We start from the raw sequence: 14,893 nt of genomic DNA, 5'->3' as shown, positions 1-14,893 counted from the left end.
GGCGGATGACAGTGGAGAAGACTCAGCGCGCATCCTACGATGGGGTCGTCATGGCCGTTCCGGTCACGATTCCTTACATGCGCTATTCGATCGAAAGCGCGCAATGGTGGATCGGCCGCGCCTTGAGCGCGCTCGTGGCGCAGGCCGGGATTAAGAGTTTGGATATCGACGGCCTGTGTGTCTCCAGCTTCACGCTGGGGAACGACAGCGGCGTTGGTCTGACCCAGCATTTCGGTCTGTGCGTGCGGTGGCTTGATACGATCCCGCTCGGCGGCGCGAGTGCCATCGCGGCGGTGCGGAAGGCGGCGCGGGCGGTCCAGGCGCGTGACGCTGATATCGTGGCCTGCGTGGCCGGTGATGCCAATCATGTCGATTCGTTCCGGCAGACACTCGAGAATTTCTCCCGCTTCAATCAAGACGCCGTCTATCCCTACGGAGCAGGCGGCGCCAATGCGAGCTTTGCGTTGATTGCGCGCAATTACATGCGCACCTACGGTGTGACGCGCGAGGATGTCGGCAGGATCGCGGTTGCGCAGCGCGCCAACGCGCTCCGCAATCCGAATGCCCTGATGAAGACGCCGCTGTCGATCGAGCAATATCTCGCCGCCCGCCCGATTTCGGATCCGATTCACCTGTTCGACTGCGTCATGCCGTGCGCCGGCGCCGAGGCGTTTCTGGTGATGCGGGACGACACGGCGGCATCGCTCGGATTACCGGCCGCCCGCGTGCTTTCGACGATCGAGCGGCACAACGCATTTGCGGATGATCCCATGCAGCTACGCGGCGGCTGGGCCAAAGATATTGGCGAACTCTACGCCATGGCCGGGGTCACGCCGGACGATCTCGATGTCGTCCAGACCTATGACGATTACCCGGTCATCACCATGATGCAATTCGAGGATCTCGGCTTCTGCAAGAAGGGGGAAGGGGCGGCCTTCGTGCGCGAGCACGATCTCACGATCGATGGCGACTTCCCGCATAATACGTCCGGCGGCCAGCTCTCGGTCGGGCAGGCCGGTGCGGCCGGCGCCTATCTCGGACTCGTCGAAGGGCTTCGGCAGGTGCTGGGAACGGCAGGGCCGACCCAGGTGAAAGCGGCGCGGCTCGCTCTCGCGTCTGGCTTCGGAATGATCAATTATGATCGCGGTCTCGCCTCGGGGGCCGTGATCCTGGCGGGGCCTGCGCGATGATCAACCCGATCGATCCTCCCCGGCGCAAGAACCCGTTGCTGCGGACGCGGCTGCCGGCGTCGCCGCCGCGGGCGCGCAGCCGAAAGTCGCATGGCTTCACGCGAGCGGCCGCCGAGGGGCGCTTCATGCTGCAGCGGTGCGCCGCCTGCAACACCTTTGCCTATCCGGCGCGCGACGCCTGTCCGTCGTGCCTGTCGGCAGATCTGCCTTTCGTCGATGCGCCGCGGCGCGGCACCTTGCTGGCGGAGACGACGGCTCGCGTTCCGAGCGATGTCTATTTCCGTGAGCGGGCGCCCTGGCGGATCGGTCTGGTCAAGATGGATTGCGGACCGACGATCGTCGCGCATCTGCACGCCGATTGCAGCGAAGGGGCGCCCGTTCGCATGTCGTTTCAGCTCGACAAGAGCGGTCAGGCGGTCGCCTTTGCCCGGCCGGAGGAGGAGACTCCCAACATGGACGATGACCGGCAGTGGCGGGAAATGACGGCTGATCCCAAATTCCGGCGCGTGCTCGTGACCAACGGTCGCAGTGCCATCGGATTGGAGACGGTCACCGCATTGCAGGCCGCCGGCGCGAAGACGGTGTTTGTCGGCGTTGCCGAGCCGTGGCGCCCGTTTGCTGGCGAACAACACCTCCGCAAGCTGGATGGAATCGAGATCGTCGCGCTGGACGCCTCCGATGAGAAGTCGGTCGCCAATCTCGCCGCGGATATCGGCGGCAAGGTCGACATCCTCATCAACACGACCGAATATATCAGGCCCGGCGGCGTGCTCGACCGCAAGGGCACCGCCATTGCCCGCGAGGAGATCGACCACGCCTATCTCGGCTTCCTGAATCTGGCGCAGGGATTCGGGCCCGCGATGCGGATGCGGGGCGCGGATGGCGTCAACAGCAGTGCCGCCTGGGTCAACGTCTTGTCGGTCTATGCCTTGGCCAACTGGCCTGCTTACGGCGCCTATTCGGCCTCACAAGCCGCCTGCCTGTCGCTGTCCCATTGCCTGCGTGCAGAGTTGCGTCCCGGCGGCGTCAAGCTGACGAACCTGTTCACTGGCCCTGTCGATACCGAGTGGTTCCAGATGGTGCCGCCGCCGAAGGTCGCGCCCCGCGCCATTGCGCAGGCGATCGTGGCCGCGCTCAAGAGCGGCCTCGAGGACGTCTATGTCGGAGACGTTGCAGAAGAAATCCGGCAGCGGCTCGCCGCCAATCCGAAGGCGCTCGAGCGTGAGCTCGACCGATGATCTCGCAAGCCCAACCAAGCCGGGAACCATGACCATGCAGAGCTCGAACCTCCTGGAGCTAGCAGGCGCGATCTCTTCCGGCGCGGTCCGCGTCGTCGATCTGACATTTACGCTCAGTCCGGATTTTCCGGTCATCGTGCTGCCACCGGAATTCAGCCCGGCGGCGCCGGTTCGGATTCAGGAGCTGTCGCGTTACGATGCCCGCGGCCCGGCCTGGTATTGGAACAACGTGTCGTTCTGCGAGCACACCGGAACTCATTTCGACGCGCCGATCCATTGGTTCACCGGCAAGGACCTGCCGAACAACGCGGTCGATACGATGCCCCCGAAGGACATGCTGGCTCCAGCCTGCGTCATCGACTGCTCGGCTCAAGCAAAGCAGGATCCCGATTTCCTCCTGACGATCCCCGTGGTCGAGGCCTGGGAAGCCCAGCATGGTCGCATTCCCGAGCGCAACTGGGTGCTGCTGCGGACGGACTGGTCGAAGAAGGGCTGGCGTGACTATGCAAATCTGCGCGATGACGGCGCGCACACGCCGGGCCCGAACCCGGCGGTGATGAAGTGGCTGGTTGAGCAGCGCGGCATCATCGGCTTCGGCACCGAAACCATCGGCACGGATGCCGGCCAGGCGGGCCATTTCGATCCGCCGTATCCGGCCCATCATTTCCTGCATGGCGCGGGCCGCTATGGTCTGCAGTGCCTCTGCAATCTCGATCAGCTTCCTGCCAAGGGAGCTGTCATCATCGCGTCGCCGCTGAAGATTCAGAACGGGTCAGGCAGTCCGTTGCGCGTGATCGCGCTGGTGTCGTCGAGCTGAAGCCGGCTGTGAGTTCTAGATGTGATGACAATATTGCAAACCGCCGGAACAGGTGCCGCATGCTAATCAAGAGCTGGTTGACTTCTTTTGCTGTGCTGCTCGGCCTTTCACAGGCCGCGCAGGCGGACATCCTTGTCGGCTTCGTCACCGGCCTCAGCGGGCCGGTGTCATCGATCGGGATTCCGAACGCCAAGGGGATCGCTGCCGGCCAGGCCTATGTCGGAGAGATCGGCGGTGAGAAGGTCCGCGTCATTCAGCTCGACGACGGGTCCGACCCGACGGCCTCCACGCGCAATGCCCGCAAGCTTGCCGAGCAGGACAAGGTCGACATCCTGATCGGGACCTCGGGAGCCCCGCAGACGCTGGCGATGGCGACGGCCGCGATCGAGATGAAGGTGCCCATGATCGCGGTGTCTCCGATCGCCCCGGTGCCGTCCGGCGACGGCGGGCCGTGGGTCGTTCAGACGCCGCAGCCGACGCCATTGCTGGTGCAAGGCATCGTTGATCATATGAAGGCGCGCGGGCTGAAGAGCGTCGCTTTCATCGGGTTCTCCGACGCGTTCGGCGACCTCATGTACGAGTCATTGTCCGCCAGCGCGAAGGCGGCCGACATCAAGGTCGTCGCCAATGAGCGCTACGCGCGCTCCGACTCGTCCGTCACAGCGCAGCTGTTGCGTGCGCTCGCGGCACGGCCGGATGCCATCATGCTGGGCGGGACGGGGACCCCCGGCGCGCTGCCGGTCATTGGCTTGTCCGAGCGCGGCTACAAGGGGCCGCTCTACGGCAATCACGGACTGATCAGCGCCGATTTCCTGCGGCTGGCCGGCAAGGCGGCGAACGGCATCATCTGTCCGACCGGACCGGTCACGGCGGCCGAGCAGCTTGCGGCAGGCAATCCCATTCGAGAGGTGGCCTTGGCCTTCCGCGCGGCCTTCGCCAAGGCCAATGGCGAAGCGCCGACCGATTCATTTTCATCCTATTCGTTCGACGGCTGGCTGGTGTTCGTCGACGCTGCGAAGCGCGCGTTGGCGACGGGTGCGAAGCCTGGATCGCCGGAATTCCGCTCCGCTCTCCGCGAAGCGCTGTTCACCACCAAGGATGTCGTCGGGACCCAGGGCGTCTACACCTTCACGCCGGCCGATCGGCATGGTGTCGATGCGCGAGCGCGCATCATGGTCCAGATCGAAGACGGTCACTACAAATTGCTGCCATGATGGTCGGCGCTTGAGCGGAGTAGCAGGTGCGGACAGACGTATGTGATCCCGTCGCGGAGCGTGACGCCTTGCCGAGCTGGGCGCGCGCGGTCGCGCGATTCTCGCCGTCCGAAAGGGTGCTTCCGGCGATTCTGCAACGGCAGGCGGAACACTACGGCGAGCAGGTGTTGTTCGTGTCTGGGGAGGAGCGCTGGACCTATGCGGACACGGTCCAGATTGCCGCCGCATCGGCACAGACGCTGATCGAGGCCGGACTCAAGCCGGGCGATCGCATCGCTTTGATGTGCTCGAACCGGCCGGAGTTTCTTCGGGTCTATCTCGGCTGCGCCTGGCTTGGTGCGATCGTCGTGCCGATCAATACGGCGCTGCGAGGTCTGCAACTGTCCCATGTGCTTCGCAACTCGCGCCCCGCGCTGCTGGTCGTCGAAGCTCCGTATCTCGCGGCGATCGAGACGATCGAGCCCGATGTTCAACTGCCGCCGTCGATCTGGATCATCGGATCGGCCGTGGAGACCGCGCTGTCAGCTGTCCCGCTGCCGCCGCTCGGCGCCTGTGCATGCGCTGGCGCGATACGCCCGGCCGACACGGTGGCCATCCTCTACACGTCCGGCACGACCGGGCCTTCGAAGGGCGTTTGCTGCCCGCAGGCCCAGATGTTCTGGTGGGGTATCTATTCGGCGCGGGCGCTCGGCATCCGCGAGGGCGATGTGCTGTTCACGACGCTGCCGCTCTTCCACACCAATGCGTTGAATGCGTTCTATCAGGCGATGCTGAACGGATGTACCTACGTCCTGGAGCCGAAATTCTCCGCCTCGGGTTATTGGGCGGCGGCGCGACGGCACCAGGCAACCGTGGGCTATCTGCTCGGCGCCATGGCCTCGATGCTGCTGGCGCAGCCGAAGCGGGAGGAGGAGTCCACGCACGGCCTGCGCGTCGCGCTTGGCGGCGGTGTGCCGGCGCAGGTGCATCGATCCTTCTTCGAACGGTTCGGCGTTCCCCTGCTCGACGGCTACGGCTCCACGGAAACGAACTTCGTATTTGCGGGAACGATTCCATCCGATCGTCCGGGGACGATGGGCTATCTTGCGGACGGGATCGAAGCCCGGATTGTCGATGAGGACGATACGGAGCTGCCTGACGGCGAGGCTGGCGAACTCGTTCTGCGCGCCAAGGAGCCATTCGCCTTTGCCAGCGGATATTACGGCATGGCCGAGAAGACCGTCGAAGCATGGCGGAACCTGTGGTTTCATTCCGGCGACCGCGTGGTCCGTGAGCCGAGCGGACATTTTCGCTTCATCGATCGGATGAAGGACTCGATCCGCCGGCGCGGGGAGAACGTATCGTCCTGGGAGGTCGAGCAGGCAATCCAGGCGCATCCTGCCGTAGCGGCCTGCGCCGTCTACCCGTTGCCATCGGAGCTGGGGGAGGATGAGGTCGCCGTCGCAATTCTGCTCGAGCCCGGACAGAGCTTGGAGCCTGTCGATGTCATCAGGCATTGCGAGACGATGATCGCCTATTTCGCGGTGCCCCGCTATGTGCGCATCGTTGCGCAGATGCCACTGACGGAGAATGGCAAGATCAAGAAGGGTGTGTTGCGCGAGGCTGGTGTGACCGCCGATACGTGGGATCGCGACGCGGCCGGGATTCGTGTTCGGCGGCAGTGATTGTCTTGCCCACTGCTGCTCGACAGTCTTTGCGCGTTTCGTAGAGCTCAGCCGCGCCAACTGATCACGGCGGCGACCTAAGGCTTTCGTGTCGCTTGCTTGACGGCTCCCTTCAGATCATCAAGCTCCAAGGTCAGCCCGTCGAGCCGTTCCGGCGGAAATTGCGCCAGCAGCTCGGCGAGCCATGCACCGTGCCGCTTCGCCATGCGCCTGAATGCTTTGCGGCCCTCGACCGTCATGCATATGATCTGGACGCGCCGATCCAGGTTCGAAGGCGTGCGGGTGATGTAGCCATCCTCGACCAGACGGTCGACGATCGGGGTGAGGTTGCCGGCAGAGACCATCAAGCGCTTGGGCAATTCGCCCAGAACGAGCCCGCTGGGTTCGCGATCGAGCTGAGCCAGCACGTCGAAACGCGGCATGGTGAAATCGAATTCCTCGCGGAAGCGACGCCTCAACTCTCCCTCGATCAGCGTCGTGCAGGCGAGCAGCCGCAGCCATAGCCGTGTCTGTGCCCTGTGCTCAGCCTCCTGATCGGTGCCGGTCCTGGACGCAACAGGCGGGGCCTCCTTAAGTGCCAAATCGACTTTCCTGTCGGCCCGTTTCACGTCGTCACAGTCCTCGCTCGTGTCCATCTGAATTACTTCGTACCAAAAGTAAATTCAAGGCTCGGCCCATTGAGGTCAGCACGGAAGCGGTCGCTTCGACCCGGACGGCGTGGCCGGCAGATTTCGAAATACCAGAAGTGCGGTCAGCCTCTCGCGCGAACGGCTCCGATCTGGCCGCCCAATTGCGCCATGATGTCCGGAACTGCCGGATTTTTGTCATCCGCCAACCGTCCGATCGCCTGTAGCCTGTCGGCTCAAACCGAGGTGCAATCGCCATGACCAGAATTCACGTGAACGGCCGCGACTACGAGATTGCGGCCGAGGCCGACACCCCGTTGCTTTGGGTGCTCAGGGATACGTTGGGGCTTACCGGCACCAAATATGGCTGCGGCATTGCGCAATGCGGCGCCTGTACGGTGATGATCGACGGGCAGGCGACACGGTCCTGCCAAGTTCCACTCGATAGCATCGGCTCAGCCGACATCCGGACCATCGAGGCGATCGATCAGGATGCTGTCGGTCGCAAGGTGGTCGAGGCGTGGGTCGCGGATCAGGTGCCGCAATGCGGCTATTGCCAGTCGGGGCAGGTGATGGCGGCGACCGCGCTGTTGAAGCAGACCCCGCATCCGTCCGAGGCCGACATCGCCGATGCCATGACCAATCTGTGCCGCTGCGGCACTTATAATCGCGTTGCCGCAGCGATCCGTCGCGTAGCTCAGGCCTGAGGAGACACGACCATGAACGCTCTCCTCAAGATCGACCTGTCCGCGGTGATGCCGCTGATCCCTGATCAGGGTGTGACCAACCTGTCGCGCCGCCGTCTGCTCGGGCTCGGCGCAGGCGCCTTCGTCCTTGGGACGTTGCTGCCGGCGTTCGGTGCGCGCGCACAGGCCGCCGCGGCTGTGAAGCCGGGCACCCGCGTGCCGGCGTTCCTCGTCATCGGCCAGGACAACACGGTCAAGCTGCTCAGCCCATTCGTCGAAGGCGGGCAGGGCATCAACACCGGGCTCGCCCAGATCATCGGTGAAGAGCTCGATGTACATCCGAGCCGTTTCGAGGTCGAATGCGCGCCGCCTGGTCCGGATTACGCCATTCTCAACGGCCTGCGCCTGACCGGCGGCAGCTTCTCGACGCGGTCGAGCTACGAGGTGATGCGCAGGCTCGGCGCCAGCGCACGCGACATGCTGATCCGCGCTGCGGCCGCAAAGCTGAACGTGACGGCGGATACGTTGAACACCGACGACGGTTACGTCGTCCATGCCGGATCAAACCGCCGCGTGACTTATGGCGAGCTCGCCGAACAGGCGCTTACGTTGACGCCGGCCGAGAACGTGGCGCTGCGCGATCCCGCGACCTTCCGCTATATCCGCCAGCCGATGGCGCGGCTCGATGTCCGCGCCAAATCGACCGGCAAGGCGGTCTATGCGATCGATCAGAAGCTCGACGGCATGCTGTACGCGGCGATCCAGCATGCGCCGGTGCTCGGGACCGAGCCGGAACGCGTCAGCAACGAGTCTGCGGTGGCCGCGATGCCGGGCGTCCACGCCGTGCACAGACTGCCGGGTGCCGTCGCGGTTACCGCCGACAGCTGGTATCGCGCGCGCAAGGCGGTCGAGACGCTGGAGGTGACGTGGTCCAAGGCGCCGGCGACGGGGTTCGACGCCGTGGCCGCCGACTATTCGTCGACGGGCATTCTGGCCGCGCTGAAAGCGTCGGACGCGAGCGGCCTGTCCGCCGAGAAGGATGGCGACGTCGCGGCAGCCTTTGCCAATGCAGCGAAGATCGTTGAAGCCGAATATGACGCGCCTTATCTGGCGCACGGCCAGCTCGAGCCGCCATCGTCGATGGCGCGCTTCAATGCCGATGGGACGCTCGAGCTGTTTGTGCCCAATCAGATGCCGGAGCTGTTCCAGAGCATCGCTGCGAAAGTCGGGGATGTTGCCCCGGACAGGGTGATCCTGCACTCACCGATGCTCGGCGGCTTTTTCGGCCGCCACTTCGCTTACGGCTCGTCCAATCCGTTCCAGCAGGCAATCCTGCTGGCCAAGGCCACCAAGCGTCCGGTGAAGGTGTTGTGGTCGCGAGAGGAGGAGTTCAAGATGGACGCGTTGCGTCCGCTGAGCTTCAGCCGCTTCAAGGCGGCGCTCGACAAGGACGGCATCCCCATTGCGATCAAGGTGCGCACCGTGGGCGAGGGGCCGATAGGACGCTGGTTCGGCGTCACCGTCGGCGGCAAGGTCGACAGCTCCGCTGTCGAGGGCCTCGTCGAGAAGCCCTACGCGATTGCCAATCGGAGCATGGAATATGTGAAGTTCGCCCATCCCGTGACGATCGCCTTCTGGCGCTCGGTCGGCCACTCCATGAACGACTACTTCTATGAAGGCTTCCTGGACGAGATCGCCGATGCTGGCGGCAAGGATCCGTATCAGCTGCGCCTCGCGCTGCTAGAGAACAAGCCGCGCCATCTGAAACTGTTGGAAACCGTCGCCAGGATGTCCGGCGGCTGGAAGCGCGGACCTTACGAGGCGGAGGGCGGCAAGCGCGCCCGCGGCGTGGCGCTAGCGTCGCCGTTCGGCTCGGAGACCGCGACCATCGCGGAGGTCTCGCTGCAGAAAGGCGAGGTGCGTGTCCACAATCTCTGGATCGCGTTCGATCCCGGCAGCATCGTCAATCCTGCGATCATCACGTCGCAAGTGGAATCGGCGGCGGCGCTCGGCCTGTCTGCGGCGCTGTTCGAGGAGCTCGTCTACAAGGACGGTCGGCGCCAGCAGCATAATTTCGACGACTATCCGATCCTGTCGCGCAGCGCGATGCCGTCGGTGCATGTCGAGATCGTCGAGAGCGGCGCCCCGATGGGCGGTGTCGGTGAGCCCGGCCTGCCCGGAATTGCGCCCGCAGTCGTCAACGCGGTCGCCGCACTGACCGGGCGGCATGTGCGCAGCCTGCCGCTCGCCAAGGCAAAGCTCGGAGTCTGAGACGCGATTTGCATCCCGGCACAGGCGTGCCGGGATGCTCTGCAATCAGCGCGTCAGTAACCTGTCCATTTCGGCGACGTCGTCGATTTCTTAAACAGGAAAGCGCAGCCGGCCTCGGGATAGAGCAAGAGCTTGGCATCCGGTGCCGACTGCTATAGCGCGCAGAAGCGCCCATTCAGGACATGCTGTCTGCCGTCTCCTGAGGCTCGCCCTCGATCAACCGCAGGCTCCGACGCAAGCTTTGTGGTGGCTGGCCGAAAAAGCGCAGAAAGGCGCGGCGCATCCGGTCGCGATCGGCGAAGCCGGTGTCGCGTGCCACGACGTCCAGGGAATGCCGTCCTTCTTCCAGCATCGCCTTGGCAGCTTCGAGCCTGAGACGCTCAACCGCCTTGGCCGGCGACTGTCCTGTCTCGTCGCGGAAGATGCGGCTGAACTGGCGCGGGCTCAGGCTTGCGGCCTCGGCCAACTCCTCGACGTTCAAAGCATTACGCAGATTTTCCTTTGCGTAAGTGAGCGCGCGCCGCACGCGATCGGAGCGCGGCTCCAGATCCAGCAGCGCCGAAAATTGCGACTGGCCGCCCGGCCGGCGGTGATAGACCACGAGCCGACGCGCGACGGCGCGCGACAATTCGGCGCCGTGATCCTCCTCGATCAGCGCCAGCGCCAGGTCGATGGCCGCGGTCATGCCCGCCGACGTCCAGACATTGCCGTCGGAGACAAAGATGCGATCGTCATCGACCCTGACGGCGGGATAGCGCTGCTGAAGGTCGCTGGCATATGCCCAATGCGTCGTCGCGCTGCGGCCATCAAGCAGCCCGGCCTCGGCGAGCAAGAAGGCTCCGGTGCAGACGCCTGCGACGCGGCGGCACTTCTGACCAGCCTCGGCGATATAGGCGCGCAAGCCCGGGCTCGACGGCCGCGGCCGCAATTCACCCACCACCATCAGCGTATCGGGAAAGTCTCCCAGCGGTTCGGTGTCGATCCGCACGCCCAAGGTCGACCGGATCGGGCCACCCTTCTCGGACATGACGCTGACGCGATAGAGCTTCTCGCCGCTCTGGATGTTGGCAAATTCGAACGCACTTGAGGCGGCCATCGCCATGATCTGAAAGCCATCTTCCATGATGAAGCCGATGTGGCGCATGATGATACCGTTGTTGTGTCCTGATTTGCCGTTTATATGACATTTGAGACGAGAAAATCCAGGGGTAGGTGTGGTCCATCCGTTCCAGCCGCTTCGGCGGGACGCTAGCGAGGGAAGTCGGCCATGACCAACCAGACCAAAGGGACCGTCCTAATCACCGGAGCGTCGTCCGGGATCGGCGCCATCTACGCTGCGCGCTTCGCCGCGCGCGGCCATGACCTGATCCTTGTCGCCAGGAACAAGGATCGGCTCGCCGCGCTCGCCGACAAGCTGACCACTCAGCACGGCGGGAAGGTGCGGATGCTCGTCGCCGATCTCACCGACCGCGCCGGCCTGAGCCAGGTCGAGAACGTCCTGAAGACCGACGCCTCCATCACGCATCTCATCAACAATGCCGGGTTTGGCAGTGCGGCGCCGCTCGCCAGCGCCTCAGTTGAAGAGATGGAGAAGATGGTCGCCATCAACGTCACCGCGCCGCTGCGGCTCACTTACGCGGCGGTCCCGCAATTCGTTGCGCGCAAGCAGGGCACCATCGTCAACATCGCGTCGATCGTGGCAATCGGTCCCGAGATTCTGAATGGCGTCTATGGCGGCACCAAATCCTTCGTGCTTGCCTTCAGCCAGTCGCTGCGCAAGGAACTCGCCGGCACCGGCGTGCATGTGCAGGTGGTGCTGCCCGGCGCAACGGGCACCGAGTTCTGGGACATCGCCGGTCTGCCGGCCAGCAATCTGCCGAAGGAATGGGTGATGTCGGCGGCCGATCTGGTCGATGCCGCGCTGCGTGGCCTGGATCGCGGTGAGTTCGCCACGGTGCCCTCGCTTGCGGATGGCGCCGAGTTCGAGGCCTGGGAGGCCGCGCGGCAGACCATGCTGCCGCATTTGTCGAGCGCCGTGGTTGCCGAGCGCTATCGCAGCTGATGCGATCGATCCGGCGCGGCAGTTTTCGCCGCGCCGTTCGGACCGAAGCTCCCGCGGCCGTTCAATCTGCGGGAGTTTTGGTGACTGCTCGATTTGGACAAACCAGACTCGTCATTAGCAAACAGGCGGCTCTTTCGACGCCGTAGCCGCTCACAGCCCGAAATCCAGTTGAGGTTCTGCGTCGTCCAGATGCTGCAGCGACGAGAGTGCGACCCCCAACAGCCGCACCGGCTTTGGCAGCGGCATCTCGGCCTGAAGCAGCCCGACCGCCAATCGCTCCAGATCCGTGCGACCGGTCACCGGCGACAACAGTGACCGGCTGCGGGTGATGATCTCGAAGTCGGAGAATTTCACCTTCAACGTTACTGTTCGCCCGCTTTTGCCGGTGCTTTCGCAATGGCGCCAGACCTTGTCGATCAGCGGGCGCAACTCCGCCGTCATGGGCTCCAGCTCCGTCAGGTCGGTGACGAACGTGGTCTCCGCGCCGACCGATTTCCGGATGCGGTCGGCCCGGACCGGACGCTCATCTATTCCCCGCGAGATCCAATAATAATACGCGCCGGATCTGCCGAAATGCTGCTGCAGGAAAGCGAGTGACTGGCGGCGGATGTCGAGTCCGGTCCGGATTCCGAGCGCGGTGAGTTTTGCCGCTGTGGCCGGGCCGATGCCGTGGAATTTCCCGACTGGCAAGGTCTCCACGAAAGCAGGTCCCATCTCCGGAGAGATGACGTATTGACCGTTGGGCTTGCGGTGATCCGACGCGAGCTTCGCCAGGAACTTGTTGTAGGAAATGCCGGCCGAGGCATTGAGACCGGTCTCGGTCTTGATCGTCTCCCGGATCCGTAAGGCGATGTCCCGCGCCAGCGGAATGCCTTGCAGGTTCTCGGTGACGTCGAGATAGGCTTCGTCAAGCGACAAAGGCTCGATGAGCGGCGTGTGCTCGGCGAAAATCGCGCGGACCTGCAGGCTGATGGCCTTGTAGACCTCGAAGCGGGGCTTCACAAAAATCAGGTCTGGACATTGGCGCTTTGCGGTCACCGACGGCATCGCCGAGCGGACGCCAAACTTCCGGGCTTCATAGCTTGCGGCAGCCACCACGCCTCGCTCGCGTGAACCGCCGACCGCCACCGGCTTGCCGCGAAGCTCTGGATTGTCCCGCTGCTCGACGGACGCATAGAACGCATCCATGTCGATATGGATGATCTTGCGGATCACCGCTGGAGGGGCATCCTGTTCTGGGGCTGACGTTGGCATGCCGCATTGTACAAAATCCTGGCATGCGAGTCTGCTGGGCTCCAGCTTGCAACTTGCGACGACGCTTTCTGGGAGCAGGCCGTCCCAAATGAGCAGAAGGCAGGCGGGGCACCCCTGCGAGCTTCTCAGCGCTCTCGATGCAGCTCGGATATGATCCAGTCGGCGAAAGCGCGCACGGCACTGCGTTGGTAGTCGCTGCGCGGCACGACCAGACGATGCCCGATGTAGCGGATGTCGGTCGCGCGGCCGGCCAGCGGCGCGACGAGTCGCCCCGACGCCAGCTCGCGTTCGGCCAGCAAGGTGGATTCGAGCGCGACGCCGAGGCCTTCAGCGGCGGTCGCAAGGGCGAGAAAGCTGCGGTCGAAGCGCATGCCGTGCAAAGCGGGGGACTCGAGACCGTTGGCCGCGAACCACTGATGCCATTGAACCTGCTTGACGTCGGAGCGGATCAGCGTGCGTTCCAGCAGATCGGCGGGCTGCTTGATCGTTGCTGCCAGCGCCGGGGCGCAAAGCGGCGTGACCGTCTCCTCCGCCAGCGGAACGATCTCGACGCCTTCGGCATGCGGCTGGCCATAGACGATGTCGATGTCGAAATCGTCGGTCTTGAACCGGGCATAGTCGGTATTGGCGGCCAGCCGCACCTCGAGCTTGGGGTGGGCGGCGAGAAACCGCGCCAAACGCGGCGTCAGCCATTGCGCCGCGAAGCTCGGCGCCGAATGGACGCGGACCAATTGCGGACCGCGCGCGGCGACCTCTTCGAGGCCGCGGCGCAACTGATCGAACGCGGCACCGGCATGGCGCATCAGGTTCTCGCCAGCCGGCGTCAGCCGCACCGAGCGGGCCGTGCGTTCGAACAAGACCGTGCGCAAGGTCGCTTCCAGCTTGCGGATGGCGTGGCTGACCGCACTCGGGGTCAGATGAAGTTCATTCGCTGCATCGCGAAAAGAACCAGTCCGCGCAGCGGCCTCGAAGGCCTTGATTGACGAGATCGGGACGTTGGACAGCATTCTATAAGTGAACCAGATTCATCTATCCATGACAACTGCGCGTTTGTCGCCGCCGGTCCGGCCCGCCATGGTCAGCCCAACACAACGACACTTTGGGAGGACCAAGGATGCTGCTCAGCGGCAAGACGGCGATCATCTCGGGCGCAGCGTCCAGGCGCGGCATCGGGCTCGCGACCGCGCGGAGGTTCGCTGCCGAAGGCGCGCGCGTCGCCATTCTCGACATCGACGCCGCGGCGGCGGCCGATGCAGCCGCGACGCTCGGCGCTGCGCATCTCGGGCTCGGCTGCAATGTCGCCGACAAGAGCTCCTGCAATGACGCCGTCGCGCAAGTCATCGCCAAGTTCGGCGTCATCGACATTCTCATCAACAATGCCGGCATCACCCAGCCGGTCAAGCTGCTCGACATCACGCCGGACGACTGGGAGCGTATCCAGGACGTCAACCTCAAGGGCGTGCTGTTCCTGTCGCAGGCGGTGATCCCGCATATGCGCGGCCGCAAGCAGGGCTCGATCGCCTGCATGTCGTCGGTCTCGGCGCAGCGCGGCGGCGGCATTTTCGGCGGCCCGCATTACTCCGCGGCGAAGGCCGGCGTGCTCGGCCTCGCCAAGGCCATGGCGCGCGAATTCGGCCCAGACGGCATCCGCGTCAATTGCGTGACGCCGGGCCTGATCGGCACCGACATCACCGCCGGCAAGCTGACCGACGACATGAAGGCCAAGATTCTCGAGGGCATTCCGCTGAACCGCCTCGGCACCGCCGACGATGTCGCCGGCATCTACACCTTCCTGGCGTCTGACCTGTCCGCCTACGTCACCGGCGCGGTCATCGACGTCAATGGCGGCATGCTGATTCACTAGCAAGGTC

General features: G+C 64.5%; 13 protein-coding genes. 9 read left to right on the top strand and 4 right to left on the bottom strand.

Annotated elements, in window-relative coordinates; translation table 11 throughout:
* Positions 1-5 precede the first annotated feature (5 nt).
* Genes HL671_RS09745 through HL671_RS09725 form a run of 5 tightly spaced genes read left to right on the top strand, consistent with a single transcriptional unit; the run spans position 6 to position 6,123 of the window.
* The gene (locus tag HL671_RS09745; protein WP_172236279.1) at positions 6-1,190 is read left to right on the top strand and encodes a thiolase family protein; all 1,185 of its coding nucleotides are present in this window, start codon (positions 6-8) and stop codon (positions 1,188-1,190) included.
* Positions 1,187-2,428, top strand: coding sequence for an SDR family NAD(P)-dependent oxidoreductase (locus HL671_RS09740; RefSeq protein ID WP_172236278.1), 1,242 nt, complete (start codon positions 1,187-1,189; stop codon positions 2,426-2,428). Before HL671_RS09745 ends, HL671_RS09740 begins: the two co-directional genes overlap by 4 nt.
* Positions 2,429-2,462: 34 nt before the next feature.
* Positions 2,463-3,245 (top strand): cyclase family protein, encoded by a 783-nt coding sequence (locus HL671_RS09735; RefSeq protein ID WP_012043380.1) that lies wholly within the window; start codon positions 2,463-2,465, stop codon positions 3,243-3,245.
* 59 nt (positions 3,246-3,304) lie between these two features.
* Entirely contained in the window at positions 3,305-4,459 is a 1,155-nt protein-coding gene (locus HL671_RS09730; RefSeq protein WP_012043381.1) for an ABC transporter substrate-binding protein, read from the top strand.
* Between the two features lie 26 nt (positions 4,460-4,485).
* Complete coding sequence (locus HL671_RS09725; protein WP_172236277.1) at positions 4,486-6,123, top strand: ATP-dependent acyl-CoA ligase; 1,638 nt, start codon at positions 4,486-4,488, stop codon at positions 6,121-6,123.
* Between the two features lie 77 nt (positions 6,124-6,200).
* Here HL671_RS09725 and HL671_RS09720 read toward each other — a convergent pair whose 3' ends face one another.
* Positions 6,201-6,758, bottom strand: a complete 558-nt coding sequence (locus tag HL671_RS09720; RefSeq protein WP_244424428.1) for a MarR family winged helix-turn-helix transcriptional regulator — start codon at positions 6,756-6,758, stop codon at positions 6,201-6,203.
* 248 nt (positions 6,759-7,006) lie between these two features.
* On the opposite strand from HL671_RS09720, the gene HL671_RS09715 reads away from it, so the two are divergent.
* Both HL671_RS09715 and HL671_RS09710 read left to right on the top strand, forming a co-directional pair.
* Complete coding sequence (locus HL671_RS09715; RefSeq protein WP_172236276.1) at positions 7,007-7,456, top strand: (2Fe-2S)-binding protein; 450 nt, start codon at positions 7,007-7,009, stop codon at positions 7,454-7,456.
* Positions 7,457-7,468: 12 nt separating this feature from the next.
* On the top strand, positions 7,469-9,706 hold the full coding sequence (locus HL671_RS09710) for a xanthine dehydrogenase family protein molybdopterin-binding subunit (protein WP_172236275.1): 2,238 nt from the start codon (positions 7,469-7,471) through the stop codon (positions 9,704-9,706).
* A gap of 175 nt (positions 9,707-9,881) precedes the next feature.
* Here the strand turns inward: HL671_RS09710 and HL671_RS09705 are convergent, their stop codons facing one another.
* The gene (locus tag HL671_RS09705; RefSeq protein WP_172236274.1) at positions 9,882-10,850 is read right to left on the bottom strand and encodes a GlxA family transcriptional regulator; all 969 of its coding nucleotides are present in this window, start codon (positions 10,848-10,850) and stop codon (positions 9,882-9,884) included.
* Between the two features lie 123 nt (positions 10,851-10,973).
* Between HL671_RS09705 and HL671_RS09700 the strand changes: the two genes are divergently transcribed.
* Positions 10,974-11,768 carry an SDR family NAD(P)-dependent oxidoreductase gene (locus HL671_RS09700; RefSeq protein ID WP_172236273.1) on the top strand — a complete coding sequence of 265 codons (795 nt, stop codon included), beginning with the start codon at positions 10,974-10,976 and terminating at the stop codon, positions 11,766-11,768.
* Positions 11,769-11,918: 150 nt separating this feature from the next.
* Here HL671_RS09700 and dinB read toward each other — a convergent pair whose 3' ends face one another.
* Together dinB and HL671_RS09690 are read right to left on the bottom strand one after the other, a co-directional pair.
* Entirely contained in the window at positions 11,919-13,022 is a 1,104-nt protein-coding gene (gene dinB / locus HL671_RS09695; protein WP_172236272.1) for a DNA polymerase IV, read from the bottom strand.
* 125 nt (positions 13,023-13,147) lie between these two features.
* A complete protein-coding gene (locus HL671_RS09690; RefSeq protein ID WP_012043389.1) occupies positions 13,148-14,029 on the bottom strand; it encodes a LysR substrate-binding domain-containing protein in 882 nt (293 codons plus the stop codon).
* 107 nt (positions 14,030-14,136) lie between these two features.
* On the opposite strand from HL671_RS09690, the gene HL671_RS09685 reads away from it, so the two are divergent.
* Complete coding sequence (locus HL671_RS09685) at positions 14,137-14,886, top strand: SDR family NAD(P)-dependent oxidoreductase (RefSeq protein WP_012043390.1); 750 nt, start codon at positions 14,137-14,139, stop codon at positions 14,884-14,886.
* Positions 14,887-14,893: the final 7 nt, after the last annotated feature.

Source organism: Bradyrhizobium denitrificans, assembly GCF_013179005.1.
Taxonomy (GTDB): domain Bacteria; phylum Pseudomonadota; class Alphaproteobacteria; order Rhizobiales; family Xanthobacteraceae; genus Bradyrhizobium; species Bradyrhizobium denitrificans.
The sequence above is the reverse complement of the archived record's forward strand: the minus strand, read 5'-3'. Positions and strand labels throughout refer to the sequence as shown.

Excerpts from the sequence above, each read along its gene's own strand:
- HL671_RS09735 (WP_012043380.1), top strand. The coding sequence starts at position 2,463 with ATGCAGAGCTCGAACCTCCTGGAGCTAGCAGGCGCGATCTCTTCCGGC.
- HL671_RS09685 (WP_012043390.1), top strand. The coding sequence starts at position 14,137 with ATGCTGCTCAGCGGCAAGACGGCGATCATCTCGGGCGCAGCGTCCAGG.
- HL671_RS09715 (WP_172236276.1), top strand. The coding sequence starts at position 7,007 with ATGACCAGAATTCACGTGAACGGCCGCGACTACGAGATTGCGGCCGAG.
- HL671_RS09720 (WP_244424428.1), bottom strand. The coding sequence starts at position 6,758 with ATGGACACGAGCGAGGACTGTGACGACGTGAAACGGGCCGACAGGAAA.
- HL671_RS09690 (WP_012043389.1), bottom strand. The coding sequence starts at position 14,029 with ATGCTGTCCAACGTCCCGATCTCGTCAATCAAGGCCTTCGAGGCCGCT.
- HL671_RS09700 (WP_172236273.1), top strand. The coding sequence starts at position 10,974 with ATGACCAACCAGACCAAAGGGACCGTCCTAATCACCGGAGCGTCGTCC.
- HL671_RS09710 (WP_172236275.1), top strand. The coding sequence starts at position 7,469 with ATGAACGCTCTCCTCAAGATCGACCTGTCCGCGGTGATGCCGCTGATC.
- HL671_RS09705 (WP_172236274.1), bottom strand. The coding sequence starts at position 10,850 with ATGCGCCACATCGGCTTCATCATGGAAGATGGCTTTCAGATCATGGCG.
- HL671_RS09745 (WP_172236279.1), top strand. The coding sequence starts at position 6 with ATGACAGTGGAGAAGACTCAGCGCGCATCCTACGATGGGGTCGTCATG.
- HL671_RS09730 (WP_012043381.1), top strand. The coding sequence starts at position 3,305 with ATGCTAATCAAGAGCTGGTTGACTTCTTTTGCTGTGCTGCTCGGCCTT.
- dinB (WP_172236272.1), bottom strand. The coding sequence starts at position 13,022 with ATGCCAACGTCAGCCCCAGAACAGGATGCCCCTCCAGCGGTGATCCGC.
- HL671_RS09740 (WP_172236278.1), top strand. The coding sequence starts at position 1,187 with ATGATCAACCCGATCGATCCTCCCCGGCGCAAGAACCCGTTGCTGCGG.